This window comes from Limosilactobacillus oris DSM 4864 (assembly GCF_001434465.1).
GTDB classification, from domain to species: domain Bacteria; phylum Bacillota; class Bacilli; order Lactobacillales; family Lactobacillaceae; genus Limosilactobacillus; species Limosilactobacillus oris.
Window position 1 is genome coordinate 1 of the sequence record NZ_AZGE01000023.1, and the last position, 26,526, is coordinate 26,526.

At 50.6% G+C, this 26,526-nt stretch carries 29 protein-coding genes and 1 other annotated feature; of the genes, 23 read left to right on the forward strand and 6 right to left on the reverse strand.

Annotated elements, in window-relative coordinates; all coding sequences use genetic code 11:
• Nucleotides 1–84 precede the first annotated feature (84 nt).
• The 3 genes from FC49_RS07455 to FC49_RS07465 all read right to left on the reverse strand — a co-directional run bounded on the left by FC49_RS07455 (nt 85) and on the right by FC49_RS07465 (nt 1,866).
• Nucleotides 85–495, reverse strand: a complete 411-nt coding sequence (locus FC49_RS07455; protein WP_003714537.1) for a peptide deformylase — start codon at nt 493–495, stop codon at nt 85–87.
• A 59-nt stretch (nt 496–554) separates the two neighbouring features.
• Nucleotides 555–1,499, reverse strand: coding sequence for a membrane protein insertase YidC (yidC, locus tag FC49_RS07460; RefSeq protein ID WP_056984680.1), 945 nt, complete (start codon nt 1,497–1,499; stop codon nt 555–557).
• A 91-nt stretch (nt 1,500–1,590) separates the two neighbouring features.
• Nucleotides 1,591–1,866, reverse strand: a complete 276-nt coding sequence (locus FC49_RS07465; RefSeq protein WP_056984681.1) for an acylphosphatase — start codon at nt 1,864–1,866, stop codon at nt 1,591–1,593.
• A gap of 103 nt (nt 1,867–1,969) precedes the next feature.
• Between FC49_RS07465 and FC49_RS07470 the strand changes: the two genes are divergently transcribed.
• From FC49_RS07470 to FC49_RS07510, 9 genes are all read left to right on the forward strand, one after another.
• Nucleotides 1,970–2,743 carry a TrmH family RNA methyltransferase gene (locus tag FC49_RS07470; RefSeq protein ID WP_056984682.1) on the forward strand — a complete coding sequence of 258 codons (774 nt, stop codon included), beginning with the start codon at nt 1,970–1,972 and terminating at the stop codon, nt 2,741–2,743.
• 69 nt (nt 2,744–2,812) lie between these two features.
• Nucleotides 2,813–3,319 (forward strand): HD domain-containing protein, encoded by a 507-nt coding sequence (locus FC49_RS07475; RefSeq protein WP_003714558.1) that lies wholly within the window; start codon nt 2,813–2,815, stop codon nt 3,317–3,319.
• 14 nt (nt 3,320–3,333) lie between these two features.
• Nucleotides 3,334–3,672 (forward strand): winged helix-turn-helix transcriptional regulator, encoded by a 339-nt coding sequence (locus FC49_RS07480; protein ID WP_003714557.1) that lies wholly within the window; start codon nt 3,334–3,336, stop codon nt 3,670–3,672.
• Between the two features lie 44 nt (nt 3,673–3,716).
• Nucleotides 3,717–3,925 (forward strand) — a binding site (T-box leader).
• Nucleotides 3,926–3,963: 38 nt separating this feature from the next.
• The gene (gene pheS / locus FC49_RS07485) at nt 3,964–5,010 is read left to right on the forward strand and encodes a phenylalanine--tRNA ligase subunit alpha (protein ID WP_003714552.1); all 1,047 of its coding nucleotides are present in this window, start codon (nt 3,964–3,966) and stop codon (nt 5,008–5,010) included.
• 5 nt (nt 5,011–5,015) lie between these two features.
• Nucleotides 5,016–7,433 carry a phenylalanine--tRNA ligase subunit beta gene (gene pheT, locus FC49_RS07490; protein ID WP_056984683.1) on the forward strand — a complete coding sequence of 806 codons (2,418 nt, stop codon included), beginning with the start codon at nt 5,016–5,018 and terminating at the stop codon, nt 7,431–7,433.
• A 132-nt stretch (nt 7,434–7,565) separates the two neighbouring features.
• Nucleotides 7,566–7,913, forward strand: coding sequence for an endolytic transglycosylase MltG (locus FC49_RS07495; RefSeq protein WP_056984684.1), 348 nt, complete (start codon nt 7,566–7,568; stop codon nt 7,911–7,913).
• A gap of 74 nt (nt 7,914–7,987) precedes the next feature.
• Nucleotides 7,988–8,638: a uridine kinase gene (gene udk / locus FC49_RS07500; RefSeq protein WP_056984685.1), complete on the forward strand. Its 651-nt coding sequence runs from the start codon at nt 7,988–7,990 to the stop codon at nt 8,636–8,638.
• A gap of 69 nt (nt 8,639–8,707) precedes the next feature.
• Nucleotides 8,708–9,184, forward strand: a complete 477-nt coding sequence (gene greA / locus FC49_RS07505) for a transcription elongation factor GreA (RefSeq protein ID WP_003714541.1) — start codon at nt 8,708–8,710, stop codon at nt 9,182–9,184.
• A gap of 190 nt (nt 9,185–9,374) precedes the next feature.
• Nucleotides 9,375–9,755 (forward strand): HesB/YadR/YfhF family protein, encoded by a 381-nt coding sequence (locus tag FC49_RS07510; protein ID WP_034537772.1) that lies wholly within the window; start codon nt 9,375–9,377, stop codon nt 9,753–9,755.
• A gap of 205 nt (nt 9,756–9,960) precedes the next feature.
• Here FC49_RS07510 and FC49_RS07515 read toward each other — a convergent pair whose 3' ends face one another.
• The gene (locus tag FC49_RS07515) at nt 9,961–12,597 is read right to left on the reverse strand and encodes a YfhO family protein (RefSeq protein ID WP_056984686.1); all 2,637 of its coding nucleotides are present in this window, start codon (nt 12,595–12,597) and stop codon (nt 9,961–9,963) included.
• A gap of 258 nt (nt 12,598–12,855) precedes the next feature.
• Here FC49_RS07515 and FC49_RS07520 point away from each other — a divergent pair, with 258 nt between their 5' ends.
• The 8 genes from FC49_RS07520 (at nt 12,856) to FC49_RS07550 (ending at nt 18,646) form a co-directional block, all read left to right on the forward strand.
• Nucleotides 12,856–14,925, forward strand: coding sequence for a peptidoglycan D,D-transpeptidase FtsI family protein (locus tag FC49_RS07520; RefSeq protein ID WP_191980131.1), 2,070 nt, complete (start codon nt 12,856–12,858; stop codon nt 14,923–14,925).
• A 149-nt stretch (nt 14,926–15,074) separates the two neighbouring features.
• Entirely contained in the window at nt 15,075–15,224 is a 150-nt protein-coding gene (gene rpmG, locus FC49_RS09800; RefSeq protein WP_003664049.1) for a 50S ribosomal protein L33, read from the forward strand.
• Nucleotides 15,225–15,307: 83 nt separating this feature from the next.
• Nucleotides 15,308–15,637, forward strand: a complete 330-nt coding sequence (locus tag FC49_RS07525) for a PTS lactose/cellobiose transporter subunit IIA (protein WP_003714554.1) — start codon at nt 15,308–15,310, stop codon at nt 15,635–15,637.
• 116 nt (nt 15,638–15,753) lie between these two features.
• Complete coding sequence (locus FC49_RS07530; RefSeq protein ID WP_003714550.1) at nt 15,754–16,308, forward strand: 5-formyltetrahydrofolate cyclo-ligase; 555 nt, start codon at nt 15,754–15,756, stop codon at nt 16,306–16,308.
• A gap of 3 nt (nt 16,309–16,311) precedes the next feature.
• Nucleotides 16,312–16,971 (forward strand): rhomboid family intramembrane serine protease, encoded by a 660-nt coding sequence (locus FC49_RS07535; RefSeq protein ID WP_056984688.1) that lies wholly within the window; start codon nt 16,312–16,314, stop codon nt 16,969–16,971.
• Nucleotides 16,972–16,975: 4 nt separating this feature from the next.
• Entirely contained in the window at nt 16,976–17,215 is a 240-nt protein-coding gene (locus tag FC49_RS07540; protein ID WP_003714561.1) for a YqgQ family protein, read from the forward strand.
• A gap of 32 nt (nt 17,216–17,247) precedes the next feature.
• Complete coding sequence (locus FC49_RS07545) at nt 17,248–18,216, forward strand: ROK family glucokinase (protein WP_056984689.1); 969 nt, start codon at nt 17,248–17,250, stop codon at nt 18,214–18,216.
• A 16-nt stretch (nt 18,217–18,232) separates the two neighbouring features.
• Nucleotides 18,233–18,646 (forward strand): rhodanese-like domain-containing protein, encoded by a 414-nt coding sequence (locus tag FC49_RS07550; protein WP_056984690.1) that lies wholly within the window; start codon nt 18,233–18,235, stop codon nt 18,644–18,646.
• Between the two features lie 66 nt (nt 18,647–18,712).
• On the opposite strand, the gene FC49_RS09805 is transcribed toward FC49_RS07550, so the two are convergent.
• A complete protein-coding gene (locus FC49_RS09805; protein ID WP_082603569.1) occupies nt 18,713–18,889 on the reverse strand; it encodes a DUF3042 family protein in 177 nt (58 codons plus the stop codon).
• A 103-nt stretch (nt 18,890–18,992) separates the two neighbouring features.
• Here FC49_RS09805 and miaA point away from each other — a divergent pair, with 103 nt between their 5' ends.
• The 3 genes from miaA to gltX all read left to right on the forward strand — a co-directional run bounded on the left by miaA (nt 18,993) and on the right by gltX (nt 23,205).
• A complete protein-coding gene (miaA, locus tag FC49_RS07555) occupies nt 18,993–19,922 on the forward strand; it encodes a tRNA (adenosine(37)-N6)-dimethylallyltransferase MiaA (RefSeq protein ID WP_056984691.1) in 930 nt (309 codons plus the stop codon).
• A gap of 210 nt (nt 19,923–20,132) precedes the next feature.
• Nucleotides 20,133–21,476, forward strand: coding sequence for a glutamine synthetase family protein (locus FC49_RS07560; protein ID WP_034537764.1), 1,344 nt, complete (start codon nt 20,133–20,135; stop codon nt 21,474–21,476).
• Between the two features lie 223 nt (nt 21,477–21,699).
• On the forward strand, nt 21,700–23,205 hold the full coding sequence (gene gltX / locus FC49_RS07565; RefSeq protein WP_003712582.1) for a glutamate--tRNA ligase: 1,506 nt from the start codon (nt 21,700–21,702) through the stop codon (nt 23,203–23,205).
• A gap of 108 nt (nt 23,206–23,313) precedes the next feature.
• Here the strand turns inward: gltX and FC49_RS10330 are convergent, their stop codons facing one another.
• Nucleotides 23,314–23,439, reverse strand: a complete 126-nt coding sequence (locus FC49_RS10330) for a hypothetical protein (RefSeq protein ID WP_003712584.1) — start codon at nt 23,437–23,439, stop codon at nt 23,314–23,316.
• A gap of 285 nt (nt 23,440–23,724) precedes the next feature.
• Between FC49_RS10330 and FC49_RS07570 the strand changes: the two genes are divergently transcribed.
• From FC49_RS07570 to FC49_RS07580, 3 genes are read left to right on the forward strand one after another with little or no spacing between them, the layout of a single operon-like run.
• Nucleotides 23,725–24,618 (forward strand): hypothetical protein, encoded by an 894-nt coding sequence (locus FC49_RS07570; RefSeq protein WP_003712577.1) that lies wholly within the window; start codon nt 23,725–23,727, stop codon nt 24,616–24,618.
• Nucleotides 24,608–25,630: a hypothetical protein gene (locus FC49_RS07575; RefSeq protein ID WP_056984692.1), complete on the forward strand. Its 1,023-nt coding sequence runs from the start codon at nt 24,608–24,610 to the stop codon at nt 25,628–25,630. Before FC49_RS07570 ends, FC49_RS07575 begins: the two co-directional genes overlap by 11 nt.
• Nucleotides 25,617–26,009 carry a hypothetical protein gene (locus FC49_RS07580; RefSeq protein WP_235804892.1) on the forward strand — a complete coding sequence of 131 codons (393 nt, stop codon included), beginning with the start codon at nt 25,617–25,619 and terminating at the stop codon, nt 26,007–26,009. Before FC49_RS07575 ends, FC49_RS07580 begins: the two co-directional genes overlap by 14 nt.
• Nucleotides 26,010–26,526: the final 517 nt, after the last annotated feature.

Consider the following 26,526-nt stretch of genomic DNA (forward strand, 5'->3'; position numbering starts at 1 on the left):
TACTTGACTGGACATAGTGCCGCTAGCCGGTTTGGGGTGTTTTTTCTCACTCTCTCGTTTGTGGCGGTTAGCCACGTAGACAGGTTAGATTAAAATACCGTTGCAGTGGTCAAACTCGTGCTGGATAATTTCAGCCGGGAAGGCGGTGAAAGTTAACTCCTGCTGTTCCCACTGCTCGTTGGTGAAGCGGACCCTAATTTTTTGAAACCGGGTCGTGGAACGCTGCCCGGAGAGTGAGAGACAGCCTTCTTGGACCTGGTAAGGTCCACTCTTGGCAACTATTTGCGGATTGAACATTACCACTTGGAGCGGCCCGAGACTGGCAATAATGATGCGTTTCGTTACCCCAATCATATTAGCGGCCATCCCAACGCAGCGGTCGGCATTGGCCGTGAGGGTGTCTCTGAGGTCCTGTGCGACTGGCAAATCGGCCTTGCTTGCCGGCTGGCTGACTTGGCGCAGGATATTTACGTCCCTGTTGATTGGCTTAATCATGGTGAATCCTCCTTAAAATAAAAAGGGCCAGGAATAATCTCCCAGCCACTATCTAATATTTACTTGTGATGGTGCTGTTTACCCGCGTTCCGTTGCCGGTTCCGCTTAGCTGCCTTGCTAGCCTCGGTTGTTGCTTGTCCCGGCTGTTTCAGCTGGTCAATCGCACTAGCGGTTGCGTTGGCAGGCGTCTGTGGTGCCGCAGGCATTTTGATTGGGTGGTTCTTGCTTTCTTCTTCAATCCGCTTTCGGATGCGTGGCCGGTAGGCGTTGACCATCAGGGTTTGCAAGATGGCGAAGAGTCCCCCGATAAAGAAGTACAGTCCTAGTCCAGCAGAGGAAGTCAGGGAGATAAAGAAGGTCATAAATGGACTCATCCAGATGGCCATCTTCATCTGCTTCTTCTGCTCCTCTGGAACCCCGATGAGCCCCAGGTAGCTCTGGGCAGCGTAGGCGATGAAGGAAAGGACCGCCAGGATGATGCTTGGCTTCCCCAGGGCGATGCCGAAGAATTCAGCATGATAAAGGTCTGGGGAGTAGCGGATGGCAGCGTAAAGGGCGGCAAAGACTGGCAACTGAATTAACAGTGGCAGACAGCCAATCCCCCCGGTAATGCTAATGTTGTTATCCCGGTAGAGGGCCATCATCTGCTGGCTCACTGCCGCTTGTTCCTCTGGAGTTTTGGCGGCCTTTTGCTTTTCACTCAGTTCCTTGATCAGTGGCTGGACCTTAGCCATCTTCTCCTGGGTAATGGTGGACTTCTTCATTTGCGAGAACATTACCGGTAGCAAGATGGACCGAACCACGACCACGATAACGATGATTGCCCAACCATAGTTGTTGCCGAGGTGGGCGGCTAGCCATTCCATCAGGTGCTGCATTGGCTTTGCCATGTAGTCATAGACAAAACCATAGGGCTTCCCGCTCTTGGTCGTTCGTACACAGCCGCTTAGGGTCAGCAATAAGACGGACAGCAGACCGGCAAGTGTTAGTTTTTTATGTTTCATGCGTTAATAATAACTCCTTGCAATTTCTTAATTTGGGTAACAGTACATATCTTAACTTAAAGCGGCATTAAAAGCCAGCTGGTGAGGCGAATTAGCGACGGATTGTAAACCTGCCCCCGTAATCCTGGCAGGGGAGGGGGTGCTTGCTAACTTGATTGACGCGGGCATAAGGGGTGGGCCCGTTTTCAACGCGGGCAATGAAGTTGGTCACCGCGTCTGGCAACCCCTGGACTTCCAGATAGACCTGGCCGGATGGAAGGTTCTTGACAAAGCCACTAACGCCGTACTGCTGGGTGAGGCGGTAGCAGCCCCACCGAAAACCGACTCCCTGAACCTGGCCGCTGACGGTAAGCTGATAGTTGATCATTGGCAAACTCCTTAACAAAAACTTAGTAACTGCCGAATGGGTTGTCTGTATTGTACACCATTGTTTCATGGTATAATTAAAAATAAGAGAAAGGTAGTTTTTAATGGAAGAATTAACATCTGTTCACAACCAACACGTCAAAAATTGGAAGAAGCTGCAAACAAAGAAGTTTCGCCGGCAGAGTGGAGAATATCTGTTGGATGGCTGGCACCTGGTTAACGAGGCCGTCAAGGCTGGCACCCAGCTCCGGCAGCTGATTGGGACGGCTGACCAGCTTGCGGCTCACCAGGACTTAGTTGCTCGCGCTGCGGAAGCCTATGTGGTGACTCCAGAGATCATGCAGCACGTTACGGACACGGTAACGCCCCAGGGGATTGCTGCGGTCGTTGACCTGCCAGACGCGCACCGGGTACCAGCGAATATTCAGGGGGCCTGGCTCCTCTTGGACCGGGTCCAAGATCCGGGCAACGTCGGTACAATGGTTCGGACTGCGGACGCGGCAGGCTTTACAGGCGTGGTTGTTGGCGACCGGTCGGCTGACATTTTTGGCCCCAAAGTTGTGCGTTCCATGCAGGGGAGTCAGTTTCATTTGACCCTGCTCGAAGGCGACCTCCACAAGTGGATCCAGGACTTTAAGCAGCTCGGCGCTCCCGTCTATGGTACCCAGCTTAATCCGGCAGCAAAAAATTTCCGGGATGTTCATCCTGGACAGACCTTTGCCTTGATTATGGGCAATGAGGGCCAGGGGATGGCGGCTGACCTTTTGAAAGAGACGACGGCCAACCTTTATATCCCCATGCGGGGGGACGCTGAGTCCTTAAACGTGGCGGTTTCCGCGGGGATCCTGATGTTCCAACTGAACCGGGAACTGGACTAGGAGCAAATTAATTTAAATCCTGGTCATTTTTCAGTATGATAATCTAAAACAATTAGGAAGGGGTATTACATGAAAACAAAGAATGAATGGCGTCAAGATCGTGAGTACATGGCGATTGTCAATGATTTATTAGCCCAACCGGCTGTACAGAAGTTAGCGGACTATACTCAGCACCATCATTCTAACCGTCTCCAGCATTCAATCGCGGTGTCTTACGATAGTTACCGAATTGCGAAGCGTTTGCACCTGGATTACCGGAGTACGGCCCGGGCAGGCCTGCTGCATGACCTGTTCTACTATGACTGGCGGACGACCAAGTTTGACCTGGGAACGCACGCCTTCATTCATCCCCGTGTGGCCCTGCGCAACGCGGAGAAGATTACCCCATTGAATAAAAAGGAAAAGGATATTATCTTAAAGCATATGTTCGGAGCAACGATGGCGACGCCGCGTTATCCGGAGAGCCTGATCGTTTCCTTAGTCGACGATTTCGAAGCGGAGCACGAATTCTTTAGCCCACTGCGGGCGAAGCTGCGGCGCAAGATTAAGAAACGGCGGATGCGTACTATTTGGTAGGGAGGAGTAATACTATGACTGAAATGGTAGCGAAGAAACGAGAAGAAGGAGACTGTAAACTCTGTCCGAAATTTACCCAAACCTTTATGATGCTGGGTAAGAAGTGGAATGGCCTGATTATTGAGGTCCTGCTGGAACAGCCGACATTGCGGTTCAAAGACATAGCAGGTGCCATCACCAAGTGCAGCGACCGGGTACTGTGTGAACGGCTTAAAGAACTGGAAGATGAGCAGATCGTTGTGCGGAATACTTATCCCGGTTCTAGTCGGGTCGATTACTCACTGACCGAACGGGGCCGTGAGTTGGCGCCGGTAATGGAAGCCGTCCACAAGTGGAGCGACAAGTGGTGCTAATTTAGGCTTGACCTGACTTAGCGGAGTGTTTACAATGTTAAATGTTAAAAGCGTTGACGAAAACTAGTAGCTAGTTCAGGCCCGGCAGAGAGTCGTCACCCCATTCTGCAAGTGACGACCGGTGCCAACTGGTGAATTTCATTTTCTGAGCTGGTACGTAATGGTATTCCGGCTGATCACCGTTATTGATCGACTAAGTGTACCGGCACTATGCTGGTAAACTAGGGTGGTACCGCGATGCTTCGTCCCTATTTGGGGACGGAGCTTTTTTATTTCAAAGGAGCTGAAAAAATGGGATTAAAAGATCGACTGACGGAACTTCGCGACGAAGGGCTGGCAGAAATTAAGAATTCTAAGGACCTGAAGAAGATTAACGAAATTCGGGTCAAAATGCTGGGGAAGAAGGGGCCAATCACAAGTGTCCTGCGGGGAATGCGTGACCTCAGCGCCGAGGAACGGCCGGTGGTTGGTCAGTTTGCTAACAAGGTTCGTGACGAGCTGACCACGGCTATCGAGGAACGGCGGACCGAGTTGGAACAGGCTGCCCTGGATGCTGAACTGGCGGCAGAAACGGTAGACGTGACCCTTCCTGGGACACCGGTTGCCCAAGGCCAGTCCCACGTTATCCAGCAGATCATTGACCAGGTGGTCGACCTCTTCGTTTCCATGGGTTATGAAGTGGCCGTCGGGGATGAAGTTGAGCAGGAAGTTTACAACTTCGAAAAGCTGAACCTGCCGAAGGACCACCCGGCGCGGGATATGCAGGATACCTTCTACGTTACGCCAACCGTTTTGATGCGGACGCAGACTTCGCCAATGCAGGCCCGGATGCTGGAAAAGCACGACTTTAGCCAGGGCCCGTTAAAGATGATTTCTCCCGGGAAGGTTTACCGGCGGGATACGGATGACGCGACCCACAGTCACCAGTTCAACCAGATTGAAGGGATGGTTGTCGGCAAGCACATCACTATGGCTGACCTGAAGGGAACCCTGGAAGTGGTTGCCCAGTCGCTCTTCGGTGACAAGCTCAAGGTTCGTTTGCGGCCGAGTTACTTCCCCTTCACCGAACCATCTGTGGAAGCGGATATTACCTGTTTCAACTGCCTGGGGAAGGGCTGCGCGATCTGCAAGCACACCGGCTGGATTGAAGTGCTGGGTGCCGGAATGGTTCACCCGAACGTTCTCAAGATGTCGGGCGTGGACCCAGAAGTTTACGGCGGGTTTGCCTTTGGACTAGGCCCAGACCGGTTTGCAATGTTGAAGTACGGGGTCGACGATATCCGGAACTTCTACCAAAATGACGTGCGCTTCCTGAACCAGTTCGACGAGAAAGGATAAGTTAAATGAAAGTATCATACCAATGGCTGAAAGAATACTTAGATATTGACGTTGAGCCCCATGAACTAGCCGAAAAGATTGCCCGGACCTCGGTCGATATTAACGATGTTTATTCCCTGAGCGATGGCCTGAAGAAAATCGTGGTCGGGGACGTCATTACTTGCGAACCGCACCCGGATTCGGACCACCTGCACGTCTGCCAAGTCGACGTTGGTGAAGACGAACCAATTCAGATTGTCTGTGGTGCGCCGAATGTGGTGGCTGGTGAAAAGGTGATTGTAGCCCTTCACGGTGCCCGGATCGGTGACAACGTCAAAATTAAGCGGGGCAAGATCCGCGGTGTACAATCAAACGGGATGCTGTGTGCACTACAAGAGCTGGGGTTTAGCGATAAGATCGCACCGAAGGACTACGATGACGGTATTTACCTCCTGCCAGCCGATGCCAAGCCGGGCGAGTCGGTCTTCCCATACCTGGGGATGGACGATGTAATCATTGATACCGATGTTACGCCTAACCGGGGTGACATGCTGAGCATCTACGGGAACGTCAACGACATTGCCGCCTTTTACGGCCTAAAGCCCCACTTTAAGGAAGTCGCGGTTAAGGAAGAGGCTAACCAGGCAACCAGCGACCGCTTGTCTGCCCAGGTAACGGATACCAAGCTGGCACCAACCTATAAGTTGCGGGTGGTTGATGGCGTTACGGTAGCTGATAGTCCGCTTTGGCTACAAATCAAGCTCTGGAATTCTGGTGTCCGGCCGGTCAACAACGTGGTTGACGTCACTAACTACGTCCTGCTCAAGTACGGCCAGCCACTCCACAGTTACGACTATGACCAGCTTCCAGGTCACGACTTCGGCGTTCGCCATGCCCAAGCTGATGAGAAGTTCACCACCCTCGATGGGGATGAGCAGACCCTGAAAGAGAGCGACATTGTCGTTACGGCCGCTGGTCAGCCGGTCGCCCTGGCCGGGACAATGGGTGGTCAGGGGACCGCGGTTTCCGCCAGCACAAAGACGGTTGCCTTAGAAGCAGCGATTTTTGACCCAATTATGGTGCGGAAGCAGGCCCGGCGGCTAGACCTTCACAGTGAATCGTCAATGCGTTTTGAGCGGGGAATCAACCCGGCTACGGTGGAAACAGCGCTGGATGAAGCGGCGGAACTCATCAGCGAATTGGCTGGTGGTCAGGTTACCACGGGAATTGTCACTGCCAGTGAAAAAACGGCGGAGGATAAGCAGATTACCTTATCGCTTGCCAAGATCAACCACGTGCTCGGGACCGAACTCAGCCAGGACGAGGTAAGCGACATTTTTAACCGGCTGGCCTTCCCGGTCGACGTCGTTGATGACGACCAGCTGATGGTAACCGTTCCAGCCCGGCGGTGGGACATCTTTGTGGCCGCGGACCTGTACGAAGAAATTGCCCGGATTTACGGCTATGATACCCTCCCCGCTACCCTGCCCGTAATGACCCGCAACCACGGGGGCCTTACCCCACGGCAGAAGTTCCTGCGGGCGAGCCGGCACGAAATGGAGGGGATGGGCCTGACGCAGGCAATCAGCTATTCCTTAACGACTGAGGATAAGGCTAAGCAGTTCCAAATTGAACCCCTCGCGGAACCAATGAAGCTGGACTTCCCGATGAGCTCCGACCACGTTGCGACCCGGATGAGCCTCATCAGCGGCCTGCTGATTGACGTGGCGTACAACGTGGCCCGGAACGTCAACAACGTGGCCCTTTACGAAGTCGGACGGGTTTTCCTGCCAAAGGGTGGCGAGCGTCCAGAAGAACAGGAACACTTGGCTGGTGCAATTACCGGTCAGCTGCTGGCCAATTCTTGGCATAAGCAGGACCAGCCGGTGGACTTCTTCCAAATCAAGGGAATCGTAGAGCGGTACCTGCATAATCTGGGCCTGGCCGGGACAATCACCTACCGGGCAACGCAGGACCGGGCGGAAATGCACCCGGGACGGACGGCTGATATTTATGTCGATGACCAATTAGTGGGCTTTGTGGGCCAAGTTCACCCGCGGACGGCGAAGGACTACAAGGTACCTGCAACTTACGTCTTCGAACTGAACTTGGAAGCACTGCTGGCAGCTGATAAGGTGGCTAATGAGTACCACCCAATCAGTAAGTACCCAGCAATCACTCGTGATATTGCCCTGTTGGTTGATCACAACGTCACGAATGCCGACGTGGTTGCGGTAATCGAAAAGCGGGCCGGCGCCTTCTTAAAGAAGGTCCACCTCTTTGACGTGTACAGCGGCCTTCATCTGCCAAAGGGCAAGAAGTCCCTGGCCTACACGCTGACTTACCAGGATGACCATGGTACCCTGACCGAAGACCAGGTCAACAAGGCCTTTGCCAAGGTTACCCAGGCGTTGGAAGATGAACTGGCAGCAGAAATTCGGTAAATTTATTAACGGGATTGGAAGGGGAGTCGCTGCGGCTCCCCTTGTCTACCGCTATTAAGCAGTTACTGTGTTATAACATTATCGGAAAGGGGCTGAGATCTTCCCAGCCTCCTTTTCACTAAGGGCAAAACTATGGAAGAACAGAAATTAAAAAAGCAGAACCGCCTGGTCTTAGTTATTTTAGTGCTGCTGGTGGCCACGGGTTTGGCAATTCACCAGTATTTCAACTACGCCTTGCGTCCCGTGAGCAGTGCTAGCCAGCAACGGGTCACGGTGACAATTCCCCGGGGAGCGACTGATGACGAGGTGGCAAGGATCTTGAAAGAAAAACAGCTGGTGAGAAGTGCATACGTGTTCAGCTACTACCTGCAGACGCATAAGACGAAGGGGGTCAAGGCCGGGAAGTTTAGGCTGGCGCAGACCCAGTCGGTTCCCCAAATTGCTGCTGAACTCCAGAGCAGTCGGGCGGCAAAGCGCTAATTGCTAGTTGCTCGAATACCGATAGTGCTGTATACTATTTCAGATTAAATTAAAAGAGGGAGCAGACTGCATTAATGAGTACTGAACAAAAACGGCGGCCAATCATCATTGGTGTAACCGGTGGCTCTGGTAGTGGAAAGACGACTGTTAGCAAGGCCATCTATAATCAATTAAAGGGGCAGGATATCCAAATCATTACCCAGGATACCTACTATAACGACCAGGCAGACATGACTATGGAGGAGCGGAAGCAGGTTAATTATGACCACCCGCTGGCTTTTGATACCGACCTCCTGATCAGCCAGTTAAGTGACCTCCGTCATAACCGGGCGATTGAGATGCCAGTATATGATTACAAAGCTTATACCCGGTCCCAGGAAACGGTCCACGTGGAGCCAACCGAGATCATCATTTTAGAAGGAATCTTGATCCTGGATGATGAGCGCCTCCGGGACCTGATGGACATTAAGGTCTACGTTGATACCGATGATGACATTCGGATCATCCGCCGTATTAAGCGGGATATGGATGAGCGGGGCCGGTCCTTGGATTCCGTAATCAACCGGTACCTGGCTACCGTTAAGCCGATGTTCCACCAGTTTGTGGAGCCAACGAAGCGCTACGCGGATATTATCGTCCCTGAGGGCGGTGAAAACCACGTCGCCATTGACTTGCTGACGACGAAGGTTCGCGACATTTTAGTCAAGCGGGGTCACACCCTGTAAGTCGGTTTACAAGCGCCATAATAAATGGTAATGTAACGACGTGAATTATTAATAAGGAGTGAGTGTGTTATGGCTGAAGAAAAGACTTTCCCAATGACCTTGGAAGGAAAGCAGAAGTTGGAGGACGAGCTTGAAGAATACAAAATGAAGCGGCGTCCGGAAGTTATCAAGCGGATTAAGATTGCCCGCAGTTACGGGGACCTTTCCGAAAACTCGGAATACGAATCTGCCAAGGACGAACAGGCGATGGTCGAGAGTCGGATTGCCCAGATTGAAAACATGCTGCAATACGCTGAAATCATCGACAACGAAGATGTTGATAAGGATGAAGTTTCCATGGGGCGGAGCGTTACCTTTAAGGAACTGCCGGATGAAGAACCGGAAACTTACAGCATTGTGGGTGAATCTGAATCTGACCCGCTGAGCGGCAAAATTTCAAATGAGTCTCCAATGGCCAAGGGCTTGTTGGGACACAAGATTGGCGAAGAAGTTGAAATTGAAATCCCAAGCGGGACGATGAAGGTTAAGATCCTCGATGTTAACTAACCGCTGATTTAAATGGGAGGGGGCCAGAACTAGCTCAGCTAGTTCTGGCCNCATTTTAAAGTGCGAAAAGTTATAACAATGACCGTATTATTCAATTTGTCAGGCTAAATCATTGGGATTTACGTGGAAACATGGTAAAGTAGTAAGCATGAAAGGGCTGCCAAAGTCGGCAGCAAAGGGGATTTTTTGGATGAAACTAATTATTACTGACCGGGTTGACCGCTGGTTCCGCGATGAGATGGGTTTAGTGAGCGGCAACGGGATTAAGTTCTATGGCAAAACTTACGGCTATACGGAAGTTCACCATGGCTTTTCACCAGCTTTTACGCGCGAAGATCAGCCGGTAGAACCAGTCCTGGAAGTTGACAAGGACGGCATTGACTATCATATTGACGAGTTAGATGAGTGGTTCTTTAAGGATTTAATTACCACTGTCGACTATGACCCCCGGAGTGATGGTCCTGTTTTCCATTTTCAGCATGAGAATAGGGATGACCAGCCGGATATTGCCGGCCTTAGCAAGGAACAAGAAGAGCATCCAGATGCTTCTACCGGGGCGTCAGCACATTAAAGAATGGGAGTAGGACAGAAGTCGGTTACGGCGACTTTTTTCAAGGCGCTGCAAGTACAAATGAGGTCTAAAGTTCGGTTCTGCCGGGCTTTAGACCTCATTTGCGTACACGTTATTTGCTTTTGGGCTTAGTAATAGTATTTTTCACCGGCCGATTTTAATAGCTAGATGGTGAAATAAATTCTGGTGGGCAACGAACTGCCGCCTAGTCTGTGCTTGGTTTGTCCGTGCCAGTACGTCTTCGTGTTTGCCGCCGGGCTTGGGAGCGAAGAACTAACCAGGTGCCACTAATTGTCAGCAGGCTGGTGAACAGTCCAAGAATCAAAAATGGTGGTCGGTAGTAGAGCTTGACCTGGTGGTGACCCGGTGCCAGTGGAATCGCCATGAAGGTTCCCAAAACCGTCTTGGTAGCTGTTGGCCGACCGTCCACGATGGCGTGCCAGCCACGAGCGGCCGGAATAGTTGTCATGAGTACCCGTTGCTGGCGTTTGAGGTCCACCGTTCCCGTGATACTGTTACTGGAATGGTGGCTGATCTTCAGTGGAGATTGTTTTAAGGTCTGAAGACTAGCATTAAAGGAACGTTGCTTGAGACGGTAGACACTGACGTTTTGCAGCCAGACGTTCATCTTCTTCAAGCGGAAGGTGATGGTGACTGGCTGACCTTTTTGCTGGTGGGCGAGGTTGATGACGACGGTGTCCCGGTAGTTGCTGGACTGGGCAAAGGCCTTGTTATTGATGGAAATTGATGCATCGTCTTTGACACTTGGCCCCAAGGTAAGGTAGTAGGAATCATTAGTTGGTGGGATAAAAGTCAGCCGAATCGAGGCTGGCTTTAGGAAGTCCTGCTTCTTGAAAAGGGTGCCGGTAATCTGCCGACTGGTCTGAACATTGTTGAATTGAACGGAGTCAAAGTTTTGTACTTGGAAGAGCGACTTGTTAATCGGCCGTCCAGCCAAGGCCTGCATAATTTGCGACTGGTAGCTGACCGGGTCCAGGGTCGTATGCGGGAGCTGGAGGACCTCGCTACTGGCCCCAAATGCAAAGGGGAGACTATTCGGGTTGCGCCGGATAACAACGTTGCCCGTTTTAGCGGTAGTTGGCAATTGCCGCCAGTCAGGACGGTAGCCGGAGAGCGGTAGCGTTGGTGTTGCCAGGTTCTGCTTTGCCAGGGTGTACTTGAAGCCGAATAAGGCGTCGGTGACCTGGGTTCCGTTAGCGTAGGTCACAAAACCATCGCCGGCCGGCTGACCAATTGCCCCCATGAAGTTAGGGATGGCCGGCTCCAGGGTAGAGCCAAAGTGGTCACCGGAGTTGAAGTCGCCCTGGAAGGGGTCATCCTTGGTTCGTGTGAAAGTCTTGGCAACCCGGTAGAGTCCCTTGTCACCCTGGCGGAGCTTTTGGACTGCCTGGTCGAGCTGGGTGGTGTACTGGGCAAACTCGTCCTGGGAGACGTAGGCGAGGTTATTGAGACTTGTAAAAGCGCTGGTGGCGACATCACAAATGACTAGGCAAACCAGGAGGAGGTCGTACAGGCGGGGTGAATCTTTGCGTGGAATAGCTAGGCACAGCAGGCTGATGGCCGCGAAGCCAAGCCCAATCCAGCGCTGGCTGCTGCTAAGGTAGGAGAGCTTGAGCTGGCTGACGTAGGCAAAAATTGCCCCCGTTACCAGCAGGAGGAGGGCCAGCTGCCAGTAGCGCGGTCGAAAGGCTGGGCGGAGCGTCTGGGCAGCCAAGATGATGCACCAGCAGCAAAAAAGAAAGGAAAAGCGGTAGGGGTACCAGACGGGAAACTGGCCGGCATGCCACAAGAGGTCCAGGGGTTCGTAGCAAAACGAACAGATAAAGAAGAAAGTTACCCCTAAGGCTGCTAACCGCCGGTTAAGTTTTACCTGCCGGTTGAAAAAGTAGAGGAAGGCCGCCATCATCAAAAGCATTCCGATGTAGATGTTTGGCTGGCCGCTGGGCATTTGGTCAAAGTTAAACGAACCGGGAACCAGTTTGGCCAGCATCTTAAACGGAAAGTACTCAAACCGGCTATGAATTGTCTGCTCGGTATAGGTCCCCTTGCTCTGCATTAGGGCATAAATCGTGGGAAAGAGGGTGACTGCCGCCACTCCGGCAGCCGCCAACGAACTCAGGCCATAGCGGAGGATAAAGCGGCCGCGAGCGCGCCAAGTGCGTGCTTCTGGCATCAACCAGCAGACCAAAAGAAGGGTAAATAGGCAAACCATCCAGGCCATGTAGTAATTATCAACCATCATGACCGCTAGCCAGAAGATGTAAGTTCCAGCTTGCCGGCGGTAAAAGAGTTTTAGCAGGCCCCAGATAATCAGGGGGAGGATCACCAGGGCATCCAGCCAGAGCATGTTAAGCTGGTTAGCAATCATCCAGCCGTTGAGGGCGTAGGCGGTACTAAAGGCCCAAATCCGGGGACCCTTTTGCCAACCCGTTTTATCCAGGAGCCAGGCAAAGCTCAGCCCGGCTAAACCGTACCGTAAGAGAAGGATTAGCATAATCCCGGAAGTAAGAAAACGACCGGGGAAAAAGATTAATAGGAGGTTAAGGGGGCTTAAAAGGTAGTATGCGTCTGTCCCCCACATTTCACCGCCTAATCCCTTCGCAAAGGAATAGAAAAAGCTGCTGGGGTGGTGGAGCAGGCTTGCTCGAAGGTAGGCAAAGAAGTCGACGTACTGCTGACCAAGGTCCACCGTGAGCAAGCTGCTGGGGCCAAAGGGGGCCATTTGCCGGTAAGCAAAGTAACTCCCCATCAGCAGGATGGGAAGCAGAAAACTAATTCCCAAAATAAATGAACGTTGATGAGAACGAATAGTTGTTAACACTGTTAAAAAACTCCTTTGTTTTTTGCATAGTGATTATTATATAACGAATCGCTAATTTAAATTCGACAAGGAAGTTAAAATTAAGTAAATCTGTGCAGAAGGAGTTCATTTTTGAACAAATAAAGAGTATTATTTTTTTGTTAGTGACTGGTGGGCCTAATGAGGAAGAGCGACTGCTTGAAATTAGGACCTCGCCAACGGTAAAATAGTATTCACTATGATGAAGGAGAAGTTGATCCGGTGAAAATTTTTGAGCGAATGAAGAGTGCAATTAGTTCGCACCGTAATAGTAAAAACCGCAATGCTCAGTCGATTATTCCCTTTCGACTGAACTTCCTGTTGTGGGTTGTTGGGATCTTGCTTTTGGCCCTTGCTGGCCGCCTGTTTTACTTACAGGTGCTAAACGGGACCGCCTACAAAGCTGAGGTTAAACGGTCAGATACTACAATCCAGACCAATAATGTTCAGCGGGGGATGATCTATGACAGTCAGGGAAAGGTGCTGGTAGGTAACCAGACGCACCAGGCAATCACTTATACTAAGGGCGCCAACGTTTCGACAGACGACCTTTACAAGATTGCCAACCGTCTGGGCCGGTACGTGACGGTCTCTAATAAGGATTCGCGGTTGACCAAGCGGAACCAGGAGGACTACTACCTTGCCGACAGCAGCCGCTTAAAGGAAGTCTTGAAACACGTTAAGACCTCTGAGACTGATTCCGACGACGCGCAGTATAATAAGGCCCTCGATTACCTGAGCGCGCACCCGTCTGCTTGGCGCCTGACTGCCCAGCAGAAGAATAATGCGCGAATTTACGCGGCGATGAGCGGTGCCTACTCGCTTTCGACGACCTACATCAAGGAAACCGGAGTGACTTCCCGGGAGCTTTCAGAGGTTGGGGAACACCTGAGTGAAATGCCGGGAGTTAAGATTGGAACGGCTTGGACCCGGAATTATCCTCAGGGAAAGGAAATTCAAGCTCTAACCGGTGGAATGTCGACGGCCGGGTTGCCAAGCGATGAGGTCAACTCACTCCTCTCTCAAGGCTATTCCAGAAACGACAGCGTTGGTCAAAGTTACTTAGAAAAGGGCTTCCAGGCCACGCTTGCTGGTTCCAAGTCCCAAACTGAGGTTACGACTAGCGGTAATAGTGTAACGAAGGAAAAACTGAAATACCCTGGTAAAAAAGGGGATAACTTGGTCCTAACCATTAACTCCAAGTTCCAGAAACAGGTTCAACAGATTCTGGAACAAAACTATGCGGCCGCTGGGAACGCCTATTCTTCTGGTGTCTATGCCGTGGTAATGGACCCGAATACGGGGGCCGTCCTGGCAATGGCTGGAATCAGCCGGAATACCAAGACGGGAAAGCAGACGACCAACCCAATCGGGGCGATTAACCAGCCAATTACGATGGGATCGGTTGTGAAGCCGGCTACCGTGATGGGCGGGTTAATGAGTGGGGTAATTACCCCCGAAAACAGCACCCTGGTTGATAAGCCAATCCGGGTTAACAGTACGCAGAAGAGTTCATGGTTTAACCACAATGGTGGGGCCAACATGGCGGTGGACGCCGCAACCGCTCTGGAAGTTTCATCGAACTCCTACATGATGCAGATTGCAATGAAGGAAGGAAAGATGGACTACACGCCGGGCATGCAGGTAACCATGAAGCCAAGTATCTTCCAAAAGGAACGCTACTTCTTTAATATGTTCGGCCTGGGACAGAAGACCGGGATCGACCTTCCAGGTGAGACGACCGGTTACGAAGGGCCGTCTGATGCAAAGCACATCGTTTCCGCATTGGACTTGGCCTACGGGAACTATGACGGGTATACCACCATCCAGCTGGCTCAGTACATGTCAACGATTGCTAACGGTGGGAACCGAATGCGGCCGTACGTGGTCAAGGAGATTCGGGGGACCAAGAGCAATGGGGAACTGGGACCTGTGCAGTCCACGACTCAGCCACAAGTTCAACAGGTGATTCCGGCACCAAAGTCCTACTTTGAAGTCGTCCACCAGGGACTTTACCTGGTTACCCATGGGACTAACGCTTACGTGACTGCCAAGAATTTGGCTAGCGTTAAGCCGTCAATCTCGGGGAAGACCGGTACTGCCCAGACGGTTTCCGATGGGCACGAAACTACAACTTTGAGTTTTGCTGGTTACTCGCCATCGAACCATCCCCAGGTAGTTGTGGCCCTGGCAATTCCGGGAGCAACCAACGATAACGGGGAAGCGAACATCACGATGGCTAAGCAGATTTTCCAAGCCTACTGGAAGACGGTTCGGAATTCGAGCGAAGCCGATGATAGCAGCAATTAATGGTCACTCAGATCCCTGTCAAGGCTTTTTCCTTAACAAACTTTGACAAAGCACTAGCCAAAATTGCTAATAAATGATATAGTTGTACGAGTTAGGGTTACGATAAATAACCATTTAAAGATTAAAAATAAGTTTGGAGGTTTCAACTCATGCGTGTCAACATTACACTTGAATGTACTTCATGCCACGAACGGACTTACCTGACGAGTAAGAACCGTCGTCACAATCCCGACCGTCTTGAATTAAACAAGTACTGCCCACGGGAACAAAAGGTGACCTTACACCGTGAGACTAAGTAATTAGTTTACTAATCCTGCCAATAGCCTGTGCTATTAGCGGGATTTTTTTGTCACAAGGGACTATAAGAAGCGAGGAAGAACGAATGGCAGCAGAAAATGATAATGAAAGTATTGGTCAGGCGATGCAGCTGATGGTCAGCGCGGGGGATGCCAAGGACTTGGCGCACCAAGCGCTCACCGCGGCCCGTAATGGTGACCTTGACCTGGCGAAGGAAAAACTCACCGCAGCCCGGGAAAAACTGACTGTGGCCCATAACGTGCAGACGACCATGTTGACGGCTGAGGCCCAGGGGAAGACTGTCCAGCTGACCCTCTTGATTGTTCACGCCCAAGACCATTTGATGACGGCAATCACCTATGTTGACCTGGCGGAAGAGCTAGTGGCCCTCTACGACCGCCTAGACCAAAAATAGCCCGGCTGTAAATTAAGTGAGAACTTGAAAAAACGCTTGCAAAAAAGATAACGAGCGGTGATAATAAATTGTTGAAACCGTTTATCATCTTAGTATAAAGGGGAGATTGTAGAATAATGACGTCTTCAAAGTCAGAACTACGTCAGGCTTACATCGCCCGGCTTCAACAGTTAGATGTTAACACCCGTCTGAAAGAGGAACAGGCGCTGGCATCGGAACTGTATGACCAGGCGGCATGGATGGGGGCCAAGGTTATTGCCTTGACCCTTAGTCAATCGTTTGAAATTGACACGGCCCCGTTAATTCTTCATGCCCGGCATGAGGGGCGGACAGTAGTGGTTCCCCGAACCCTACCCAAGCGGCAGATGGAGTTTGTTGAGCTAAAGGAAAACTCGACCTTTGAGGAATCCGGCTTTGGTATTCTTGAGCCGAAGGATGGCCGCGTTTTCGGACCGGACGAAATTGACCTGATGGTCGTTCCCGGAGTAGCCTTTACGGCGACTGGCCGCCGGCTAGGGTTTGGTGGGGGCTACTATGACCGCTACCTGACTAATTACCATGGGAAAACCATTGCCCTGGCCTTGCCAACTCAACTGGCTGATGCTGATGAATGGGTGAGTGAGGCGCACGACCAACCGGTTGACCAGGTCCTCACGCTAGCGGAGCGTTAGTTGATGAGGAATAGTGTGTGGAAGGACAACCCGGTTACGGTCACGCTGGTTGCGATTCAGGTAATTATCTACCTGCTGATGACCCTGGCCGGTGGGTCGACAAACCCGGCAGTGCTGCTCCGGTTTGGTGCCTTACAGTCGGCAGCCCTGCAAGCCGGTGAATGGTGGCGGTTGATTACGCCCGTCTTCGTTCACATCGGTTTTGCGCACCTGCTGATCAATAGTATTACCCTGTATTTTATCGGAATGTACATTGAACAGCTTTTTGGTCATTGGCGGCTGCTGATAATTTACCTGGGCAGTGCAGTGGTCGGAAACCTGATGAGTGCCTACTGGCTGCCAGCCGGGATTTCGGCCGGTGCAAGTACCGGAATTTTCGGGTTGTTTGGTGCCTTCATTATGTTAGGGGCCAGTTTCCGGGAAAATCAGGCGTTGCGAATGCTGAGTCGGCAGTTTTTGATTCTGGTAGTCCTGAATATCGTGACCGATTTGATGGTACCGGGGATCGACCTTGCGGGTCACCTCGGCGGCTTTATCGGTGGTTTCCTACTGGCCTACCTGGTCAGGGCACCCCGCTTAGGACGGGTGAACGTCATCGAACGGACGTTAGCTACCCTGGTCCTGGTGGCTGGTATCCTGGTCCTGTTTATAAAAGTGAGCTGATTAAATGGCAAGTTTACCGCGTGAATACCGGACACTATACGATGTCCAGCAGTTATTAAAAGAGTTTAACGTTTTCGTGTATGTGGGCAAACGGTTGTACGATATCGAGCTGATGGCGATTGAGCTGGATAACCTTTACCAATCGGGGGTAATTGACCGGCAGGTGTACATGAAAGCGAAGATTGTCCTACGAAAGGAACACCGCGAAGAGCAGTTCCGAGAAAAAAGTGGCCGTTTGTATTAATATAGAGTGAAAGTTTTGAGGAGGAAGAAAACATGGCAAAGAAGTTATTTGGTGTAGATCTTGGTGGGACCACGATTAAGTTTGCAATCCTGACCCAGGATGGGGAAATTCAACAGAAGTGGTCAATTCGGACTAACATTTTGGATGATGGTTCCCACATCGTTCCTGATATCATTGATTCGATTAACCACCACCTGGACCTTTACAAGATGAGCCCGGACCAGTTCATCGGAATCGGGATGGGGACCCCTGGAACCATTGACCGGGAAGAAGGAACCGTCGTGGGGGCCTTCAACTTGAACTGGAAGACCACTCAGCACGTTAAGGAACAGATTGAAGAGGGCACCGGCATGAAGTTTGCCTTGGACAACGACGCTAACGTTGCTGCGCTGGGTGAACGTTGGAAGGGTGCCGGTAATGAAGGTGACGATGTGGCCTTCATCACTCTGGGGACCGGTGTCGGTGGTGGCCTGATTTCCAACGGTAAGCTGGTTCACGGAATTGTCGGTGCTGGTGGTGAAGTTGGCCACATGATCGTTAAGCCAAATGGATACCTGTGTACTTGTGGTAACCACGGTTGTCTGGAACAGTATGCTTCCGCTACCGGGGTTGTTCACATCGCCCAGGACAAGGCAGAAGAATACGAGGGGAACAGCCGGCTGAAGGCCATGATCGACAACGGCGATGAAATCACCTCTAAGATTGTGTTTGACCTTGCCAAGCAAAACGACTACCTCGCCAACACCGTTGTTGACGAAGTGGCCTTCTACCTGGGATTAGCCTGTGCAAACTTATCCAACGCCCTGAACCCAGAATTCCTGGTTATCGGTGGTGGTGTTTCCGCTGCGGGGGACTTCCTCTTGAAGCGGGTTCAAAAGAACTTTGAACAATTTGCCTTCCCGACTGTGCGGACTTCCACAACTCTGAAGCTGGCTGAATTGGGGAACGACGCCGGGGTAATCGGTGCCGCTTCACTGGCCCGTCAATTTGCAGAAGCCTAAGTAAGGAGCGGGAAAAGTGATTTTAGGAATTAGTAAAACATTATTGACGATTAACCTCCTAGTGGCGGTAATCATCCTAGTATGGTTGTTTAGCTGGGGCTTTCAAAACTGGCGCCGGAAACATTACGCAACCGTTCTAGACCAGGAGGACTTCCAAAAGGGAATGCGGAAGGCCCAGGTGATTGACCTCCGCCAGGAAAAGGACTTTAAAGCTGGACACATCTTGGGCGCCCGCAACCTGCCGTACATCTACCTGCGGCAGCAGTATGGTGAATTGCGAAAGGATATGCCAATCTACCTTTATGATGAAACGATGACGCTGAGTACGCAGGCGGTAGCGTTTCTGGGTAAGCATGGCTACCACAACCTTTACATCCTTCGCGATGGCTACCGGGAGTGGGATGGCAAGACAAAGAAAGCCAAGTATTAAAATAAAAAATGGCATGGTGATCGCAGTTGGTCACCATGCCGTTTTTATATATAATAGTGAAGGTAATTAAAGTTGGTGTGCGGACCGGTTTTTCCGGTTAGCTGCCCGGCGGTTCTCATCAAATTTAATTTCTTCTTCTTCGACCGGCTTGATCACGGTCTTGTGAAAAGCAACCACCCCGCTGGCGATTGCGGCAAGAGCTGAGGCGGTACCAATCAAAAATCCTTTGGTAACTTGTTTCATCAGGCATTCCTCCTTATTAGTTAACTTACCACTATTATGAGCGAAAAAGGCCGTTTTTGCCAGTCATTATCAGAAAATTTACGAGTTTATAAGGAAGTTGGTTATGGATAAAGTAATTGCAATCGTTGGTCCGACCGCGGTCGGTAAAACGGCACTTTCAATCGAATTAGCGCGTCAGGAAGACGGGGAGGTGATTTCCGGCGACTCTATGCAGGTCTACCGGCACTTGAATATCGGGACCGCAAAAGTCACGCCTGCGGAAAGGGCGGGGATTCCCCACCACTTAATCGATATTTGCGACGTTGACCAGCAGTATTCGGCGGCCCGCTTTAAGCAGGAGGCCAATCGGTGGATTGAGGAAATCACCCGGCGCCACCGCCTCCCAATTATCGCGGGGGGAACGGGATTGTATATTCAGAGCCTCACTGACAACCTGGCCTTAGGGGATGACCAGGGCGAGGGCGAAGGTGAGGAGTCGCCAATCCGGGCTCGCTGGGAACGGCTTGCCGCGGAGAAGGGGAATGCATACCTGTGGGAGCAGCTGGCACAGCTTGACCCGGCCGCTAGCAGGAAAATTCCGGTTGGCAACCAGCGGCGGTTAGTTCGGGCCCTGGAAGTGATTGAAAAAACGGGACGGCCTTTTTCCGAGCAGCCACAGGGAGAGCGGCAGGCGGACTTCTTACTGATTGGCCTCAATACTGCCCGGCCAGTCCTGTATGACCGTATCAACGCCCGGGTGGATCAGATGGTTCACCAGGGACTGGTAGAGGAAGCGCGCTGGCTGTATGAGCAAGGCGGTCCCCAGCTGCCAGCGGGAAAGGGAATTGGCTACCACGAACTCTTTGACTACTTTGCGGGCCGGTGCAGCCTGGACGAGGCAATCGCTAAAATCAAGTTGGACTCGCGCCACTACGCGAAACGACAGCTCACCTGGTTTAGGAACCGGATGCCGGTACACTGGTTTGACCTGGTTAGCGGGCAGGATACGATTCAAGATATTAAGTCGGTCGTCGATGATTGGTTAAAAAAGTAAAGCTGACGAACAAATTTGATTATAATTGGCTAAAAGTTCTGGAATTAAATTGACTTGCCCGGTTGGGGTTGTTATTCTAATAACCGTATTGAAGCGGAGCTGCTTATAATTATTCGCGAAGATCCTTTAGGGGAACCGCACTAACCAGCTCTGACTTCAGATTGTTAAGAATGGCAGAGAGCATAGATTGATTGAAAGGGAATGGAAGATATGGCAAAGCGTGAATTATCAAAAGATGAAGTTCGCAAGATGGTCAAGGACGAAAACATTCGCTTCTTGCGGGTAATGTTTACCGATATGCTGGGGACGATTAAGAGCGTTGACTTACCAGTCAGTCAGCTTGATAAGTTGATGGATAATAAAATTATGTTTGACGGCTCTTCAATTGACGGCTTTGTCCGGATTGAAGAAAGTGATATGTACCTGTACCCAGATATGTCAACTTGGCTGGTCTTCCCATGGGGGGCTGAGCACGGGAAGGTTGCCCGGGTAATCTGCAGTGTGCAGACGGTTGATGGTGAACCATTTGCCGGTGATCCCCGGAATAACTTGAAACGGGTTCTTAAAGATATGCAAAAGATGGGCTTCAAGGACTTCAACATTGGACCGGAACCCGAATTCTTCCTTTTCAAGACTGATGAGCAGGGAAACCCTACGCAGACTGTTAACGACCAGGAAAACTACTTTGATATGGAACCGGCTGACCGGGGTGAAGACTGCCGTCGGGATATCGTTCTAGCACTGGAAAAGATGGGTTTTGATGTGGAAGCGGCCCACCACGAAGTTGCTCCCGGACAGCATGAGGTGGACTTCAAGTATTCCGATGCTCTCGAAGCTGCCGACAACATCCAGACCTTCAAGCTGATTGTAAAGACGATTGCTAAGAAGTATGGCCTGCACGCGACCTTCATGCCGAAGCCGCTTTCTGGAATCAATGGTTCGGGGATGCACCTCAACATGTCCCTCTTCACGCAAAATGGTGACAACGCCTTCTTTGATCCGGAGGATGAACGGCAGTTATCCCAAACGGCCTACCACTTCCTCGGCGGATTAATGAAGCACGCCCGGGCCTACACCGCTGTCTGCAACCCAATCGTCAACTCCTACAAGCGGTTGGTTCCAGGCTTTGAAGCACCGGTATACGTTGCCTGGTCCACTTCGAACCGGTCACCACTGATTCGGATCCCAAGTGACCGGGGAATGGGAACGCGGGTAGAATTGCGTTCTGCTGACCCGTCTGCCAACCCTTACCTGGCAATTGCGGCCGTGCTAGAAGCCGGGCTGGATGGCTTGCGGAACGAACTGCCAGCCATTCACGAGGTCGATGAAAACATCTACCAGATGACCAGTAAGGAACGGGTGGAAAAAGATGTGCGCAACCTGCCAGATACCTTGCACAATGCCCTGAAGTCGCTGGCAAAGGATGAAGTTGTCAAGGGTTCGATGGGTGACCACATCTACCACAGCTTTATGGAAGCCAAGACCCGCGAATACGATGCCTACCGCCAGCACGTTTCGGATTGGGAACGGCAACGTTACATGGAAAAGTACTAATATTAAGGAGGTTGGGACTTCGGTTGAAGTGCAGCCTCTTTTTAAGTTGGCGGTTTTCCACTCAGACGGGCGACGCTGGAGTCAGCGACCGGGAATGACCATCCGGGGGGATGCGGTTCAGCTGGCTCTTGCATTGACAAATTAGGACATTCAGATAAAATTATATTTGTTGCACCGGCAGTCACGATGGCTGCTAACAAGTTACTAAAGGAGAATCGAAATAATGGATCAAAAGGTCAGAGTTCGGTATGCACCTAGTCCGACAGGCTTCCTGCATATTGGAAATGCCCAATCAGCATTATTTAACTACTTATTTGCACGTCACTTTAACGGAACGATGGTTCTGCGGATTGAAGATACGGATACTAAGCGGAACGTCCAGTCTGGTGAAGACAGCCAGCGGGAAAACCTGCACTGGCTAGGTATCGACTGGGATGAGGGTCCAAACAAGCCTAATCCAAAGTATGCTCCATACCGGCAAAGTGAACGGAATGCCCAGGGAATTTACCACAAGTACATCCAGGAATTGCTGGACAAGGGGATTGCCTACAAGGACTACACGACTGAAGAAGAACTTCAGGAAATGCGTGAACGGCAACGGGCTAACAAGGAAGCGCCGCACTACGATGGCCGTTGGTACGGCCGGAGTGAAGAGGAACAAAAGGCAGCCGAAGCGAAGGGCTTGAAGCCGACGATCCGCTTCCACTTCCCAAAGGACCACGAATACCAATGGGACGACATCGCCCGGGGCCACGTTTCCTTCAACTCTGACAATCTTGGCGGGGACTTCATCATTGAAAAGAGTGATGGGATGCCAACCTACAACTTTGCCGTAGTTGTTGACGACCACACGATGGACATTACCCATGTCTTACGTGGTGCTGACCACATCTCCAACACGCCAAAGCAGATGGCAATTTACGAAGCACTGGGTTGGGAACACCCAGTCTTCTGCCACATCCCATTGATTTTCAACCCGAAGACACGTAAGAAGCTCAGTAAGCGGGACAAGGATACCTTACAGTTCATCAACGAATACAAGAAGCACGGTTACCTGCCAGAAGCCATCTTTAACTTTATTGCTTTCTTGGGCTGGTCACCAAAGGGCGAACGGGAAATCTACTCCAAGGATGAATTGATCAAGGTTTATGATCCGGAGCGGATGTCCAAGGCTCCAGCATACTTTGACCAAAAGAAGCTGGACTGGATGAACGCCCAATACATCAAGCAGATGGACGTCGACGAGCTGGCAGACCGGACGATGGAATTGGTTAAGGAAGGCGAAACTGAAGAAGCACAACGCCTGCAATCAATTCCTGAAGACGAACTCCGGGAATTGCTCAAGAAGACCATCCACGTTCACCAGCGCGACGTTAACAAGCTCCTCGAAGTCATTGAATACGCCTGGAGTTACTACAGTGTCCTGGACGAACACTTCAACTACGACCAAATCGTTGATAATGAAGACTTCGCCAAGGAAGACGTTTTAGCCGTACTGAACGGCCTGAAGGATAAGCTGGTCAACGGCGGTGACGACTTGGATTACAGCCAGGCTATCAAGGAAGTTGGTAAGGAAACCGGTGTTAAGGGCCGGAACCTGTACTTCCCACTGAACCTGGCCTTTACCGGGTCCACTTCTGCTCCTCAGATTTACGAAATTATGGACATCTACTCCCGCAAGACCGATGTCGAATTGCTCGACCGGATGATTGCGGCGGTTGAAGCCTAAGCTATAAATATAAAGGCTGGAATTTTCCGGCCTTTTTGTTTTTAAAACAGAAAAACGACTGACAAACTAACTTTGCCAGTCGTTTTATCTAGGATTGCTTCAAAAAGCTTAGTCACTCAGTTTCTTGGCTTCTTCGTCAAGTTTTGCAAAACCAGAGCCATTAGGCTTCTTGTTGCCACGCTTTTCCATGGCCTTCCGGGCCATTTCCTTACGTTCTTGCTTACTTAATGCCATAGTTAACTTCGCCTCTTTTCGAAACGCTCCATCAAGTGCGGGATAATACCCGCTTATTCAATTATAGTTCAGTTCTTAATAAAAGCAAATTGGCAGGAAGGGCGCCTTGCATCCAAGATTTCGTGGTCGCCTATTGAAAAACGGGTAAAATGTGTGAAAATGGTTTTAGGTTTACGTTTTGTTAACTAATTATAAAGTTTTTGACAAAAATGAAGAAAATTTAATCGTTTGGAATTAATTTCGGCTACTATTAAATTAGTTATGTAGACAAGGAGTTAGTGCTTTATGGCGAATGAAGAACACGAAAACAGAGCAGTGGAGATCGGGAGCTTGATCGAACGCCAAGTGGCGATTAAGATCAAGTACTTACAAGAGTTAAACGAAGCCATCGCGGCTCATCAGGACCGGCAAATTTACCAATTGTTGGATAACCAACGGTACGCGAAGGAAATTGAACACCGGGAACAACAGCCTAACGACCAGGGGGTCATGAGCTTGGTCGATGACCTGGCTGACCAGCTGAGCAATTATCTAAGCGAAAAGCTGATCAAGTACCTAGGACAAGCGTACCCGTTTTTCTATTACGAAGAGTACCAGACCGGCCACTACCGGATTTACTTTGGTAACTGGTGGGACCGGCGGCAGTTTGGTGAATTGGATGTCTTGAACGTCCGTTTCTCCTTTGACCCGACCGAGTACGAAAAGCTGCGCCAGTCTTTTGAATTGGCGCGGGAAAACAAGCGCTTTAACAGTGACCGAATTGCGGAGATTTCAAAGCAGAATGACCATTTACAGGATTTAATTGACCACCAACGGGAACGCGAAGATCGTCGTCAGCAGGTCGAACAGCAGCTGGAGGACATTAACTCGCGCTCGGGGATTTTTGAATCCAGTAAGAATAAGGAAAACCGTCAGGAATTAGTCGACCAGTTGCAGAAGATCGAGGATGAAGAACAGGAAGCCCGGACTGCTAACAAGACGATTAAGGAAAACGAACAGGTAGTCCTTTCCTTATCTAAGGAAAACACGATTCTGAGCTATGAACAGAAGAGTATTATGGATACTTTTGGCAGTTTCGAGGACTTTGAGTTGGCAAACCGCAACCTTTATGCCAATTACTTGGCAAGCCTTGACGGTGACCGTCACGAAGAAAAGCAGGTGAGTGAAGATGAACAATAACAAGATGATTAGCTCACCACAGGCCCGGTTGACGGCTCTCTCCGCCTCTTTTAAGGACGTCCTTAAACTAGGTCGGCACTATGTCGAGTTGTTAGATCAGTTAGCAGAAACCGAGGATGCTCAGGAGATGTTGGCGGCGACAACCCAGTTGGCCGAACTGGACCTGCAAAATACCTTTGTTGATTTTCCACAGCACTACCAAGCAGCCGATTACTATCTTATTTTTATGGGACGCCTGCTGGAAAAGCAAGGTATCGATGCTATCCAGATTTCCGAAAATTCACGGCACCAATTCATCGCACGGATCGAACCGATTGCTGATAGTGATAGCTTTAAGTTCCAGCTTGGTGAAGATGGGGAAGCGGCCTTTACAGAGCAGGGGGAACAAGAACCGCTCTTTTACCTTGATTTGGCGAACCGCTTTTTCCAGTTCAATAATCAGGCCCTGGTAAACTACTTCATCGTTCGGGCTCTCAAGAAGCATACGGACTTAGAACTGCGGGATGCTGTAAAACCACTGATTGCCTTTGCACAGGAGTTAGCTACGGACCTTGACTTTACCATTAATTTGGGAATCCTTAATACTGATAATACGGAACGCTTTGCCCTTGCACGGCCAGACCTTGACTTGACGGTGATTGACCGCCTGTTCGTGGCTACGGCAGAAAATGATTATATGCTGATGAACCTGCCGCGTAACAATGGGGCAGAGCTGATGCTGGACCAGGGAATTAAATTAGACATTGCCTTTGATCCGGACGATTACAGTCAGCAGTGGTTCTTTGCGGTTAAAGATCCTGACTCCCGGGTTTCGTTCTTTGATACCCTGTTGCACTATAACTTGATTCGGCAGTGGTATTTGAATAACCGGGCTGAATTGGCGGTCCGGTCCGATAAGCTGGTAGTGGCACCAGCGGATGAAGAGGAATCCTTTGAACAGCCAACCGAGGTGTTTCAGCCGGATAGTGAGCAAGCAGAACGAGAGGAGGGTGAACTAGGTGACCGCAAATAAGCAGTTAGACATTACCAAACTGTTGCACGAGGCAATCGACCTCGAGCTGGCGGCTGATGATGCCTATGACTTGCTGATTGGTCCTGAAACGCGGCAGCAGACTATTTATCTCCAGCTGGATGTCCAGCTGAGCCGCTTTGCAAGTCTGGCTGGTTGGGCCGATGTTCTGCACGTGAATCAGCCAGCGAGCCACCAGCAGTTAGTGGCGCAATATGTAAAGGTGGTGGCCTTGTTCTTGCTGTTTAGTGCAAAACGGCAATGGACGCACCTGATTGTCCTGAGTGCTGAACAGTGGCAACGGATTAGCGGTGCTGACAAAATGGTGCCTATGTCAGCCGCCACCAGGAGGATCTTCGTCACGCTTGGCACCTGTTGTTGAAGCTTGGGATAGTTGACTTTGAGATTAGTCCCGCTGAAATTACCAGTGCTTACCAGCAAATGGTCACGACGGCTAACCAACAATTTGACCAGCAATAAAAGAGACCGCCGCGGTTCATCAATACAATGAATCGCGGCGGCCTTTTGTTGAACGAAAAAAGATTAAGCCTTTCGCTTGGCACTGTGTTTACCAACTGGTTCTTCGCTTTGGTTGCCCCAAAGGATTTGACCAACCAACGCTCCAGCTAGGATTAATACAATGATAAAGAATGGTAACATAATTAATCACCTCAAAGCTAATCTTAATTTTAGTTTATATAGGCTGATAATTATCCGCAAGATTTTAGAATTAATCTTGGCTAATTCTTTACTTTTTCTTGACCGGGTCGATTGCCAATGACGAAGGCCAGAGCTAGAAAAGGCTTTGAGTGATTTTCCAAAACAAATTAACAGTCCCAACTCCTTGCTGATAAAGGAATTGGGGCTTTTTCAGGCTCTTCGTCAAGAAGTACTGATGA

What these genes read in the sequence shown, in the direction of transcription:
- FC49_RS07455 (WP_003714537.1), bottom strand. Translation starts at nt 495, where the DNA reads ATGATTAAGCCAATCAACAGGGACGTAAATATCCTGCGCCAAGTCAGC.
- yidC (WP_056984680.1), bottom strand. Translation starts at nt 1,499, where the DNA reads ATGAAACATAAAAAACTAACACTTGCCGGTCTGCTGTCCGTCTTATTG.
- FC49_RS07465 (WP_056984681.1), bottom strand. Translation starts at nt 1,866, where the DNA reads ATGATCAACTATCAGCTTACCGTCAGCGGCCAGGTTCAGGGAGTCGGT.
- FC49_RS07470 (WP_056984682.1), top strand. Translation starts at nt 1,970, where the DNA reads ATGGAAGAATTAACATCTGTTCACAACCAACACGTCAAAAATTGGAAG.
- FC49_RS07475 (WP_003714558.1), top strand. Translation starts at nt 2,813, where the DNA reads ATGAAAACAAAGAATGAATGGCGTCAAGATCGTGAGTACATGGCGATT.
- FC49_RS07480 (WP_003714557.1), top strand. Translation starts at nt 3,334, where the DNA reads ATGACTGAAATGGTAGCGAAGAAACGAGAAGAAGGAGACTGTAAACTC.
- pheS (WP_003714552.1), top strand. Translation starts at nt 3,964, where the DNA reads ATGGGATTAAAAGATCGACTGACGGAACTTCGCGACGAAGGGCTGGCA.
- pheT (WP_056984683.1), top strand. Translation starts at nt 5,016, where the DNA reads ATGAAAGTATCATACCAATGGCTGAAAGAATACTTAGATATTGACGTT.
- FC49_RS07495 (WP_056984684.1), top strand. Translation starts at nt 7,566, where the DNA reads ATGGAAGAACAGAAATTAAAAAAGCAGAACCGCCTGGTCTTAGTTATT.
- udk (WP_056984685.1), top strand. Translation starts at nt 7,988, where the DNA reads ATGAGTACTGAACAAAAACGGCGGCCAATCATCATTGGTGTAACCGGT.
- greA (WP_003714541.1), top strand. Translation starts at nt 8,708, where the DNA reads ATGGCTGAAGAAAAGACTTTCCCAATGACCTTGGAAGGAAAGCAGAAG.
- FC49_RS07510 (WP_034537772.1), top strand. Translation starts at nt 9,375, where the DNA reads ATGAAACTAATTATTACTGACCGGGTTGACCGCTGGTTCCGCGATGAG.
- FC49_RS07520 (WP_191980131.1), top strand. Translation starts at nt 12,856, where the DNA reads ATGAAGAGTGCAATTAGTTCGCACCGTAATAGTAAAAACCGCAATGCT.
- rpmG (WP_003664049.1), top strand. Translation starts at nt 15,075, where the DNA reads ATGCGTGTCAACATTACACTTGAATGTACTTCATGCCACGAACGGACT.
- FC49_RS07525 (WP_003714554.1), top strand. Translation starts at nt 15,308, where the DNA reads ATGGCAGCAGAAAATGATAATGAAAGTATTGGTCAGGCGATGCAGCTG.
- FC49_RS07530 (WP_003714550.1), top strand. Translation starts at nt 15,754, where the DNA reads ATGACGTCTTCAAAGTCAGAACTACGTCAGGCTTACATCGCCCGGCTT.
- FC49_RS07535 (WP_056984688.1), top strand. Translation starts at nt 16,312, where the DNA reads ATGAGGAATAGTGTGTGGAAGGACAACCCGGTTACGGTCACGCTGGTT.
- FC49_RS07540 (WP_003714561.1), top strand. Translation starts at nt 16,976, where the DNA reads ATGGCAAGTTTACCGCGTGAATACCGGACACTATACGATGTCCAGCAG.
- FC49_RS07545 (WP_056984689.1), top strand. Translation starts at nt 17,248, where the DNA reads ATGGCAAAGAAGTTATTTGGTGTAGATCTTGGTGGGACCACGATTAAG.
- FC49_RS09805 (WP_082603569.1), bottom strand. Translation starts at nt 18,889, where the DNA reads ATGAAACAAGTTACCAAAGGATTTTTGATTGGTACCGCCTCAGCTCTT.
- miaA (WP_056984691.1), top strand. Translation starts at nt 18,993, where the DNA reads ATGGATAAAGTAATTGCAATCGTTGGTCCGACCGCGGTCGGTAAAACG.
- FC49_RS07560 (WP_034537764.1), top strand. Translation starts at nt 20,133, where the DNA reads ATGGCAAAGCGTGAATTATCAAAAGATGAAGTTCGCAAGATGGTCAAG.
- gltX (WP_003712582.1), top strand. Translation starts at nt 21,700, where the DNA reads ATGGATCAAAAGGTCAGAGTTCGGTATGCACCTAGTCCGACAGGCTTC.
- FC49_RS10330 (WP_003712584.1), bottom strand. Translation starts at nt 23,439, where the DNA reads ATGGCATTAAGTAAGCAAGAACGTAAGGAAATGGCCCGGAAGGCCATG.
- FC49_RS07570 (WP_003712577.1), top strand. Translation starts at nt 23,725, where the DNA reads ATGGCGAATGAAGAACACGAAAACAGAGCAGTGGAGATCGGGAGCTTG.
- FC49_RS07575 (WP_056984692.1), top strand. Translation starts at nt 24,608, where the DNA reads ATGAACAATAACAAGATGATTAGCTCACCACAGGCCCGGTTGACGGCT.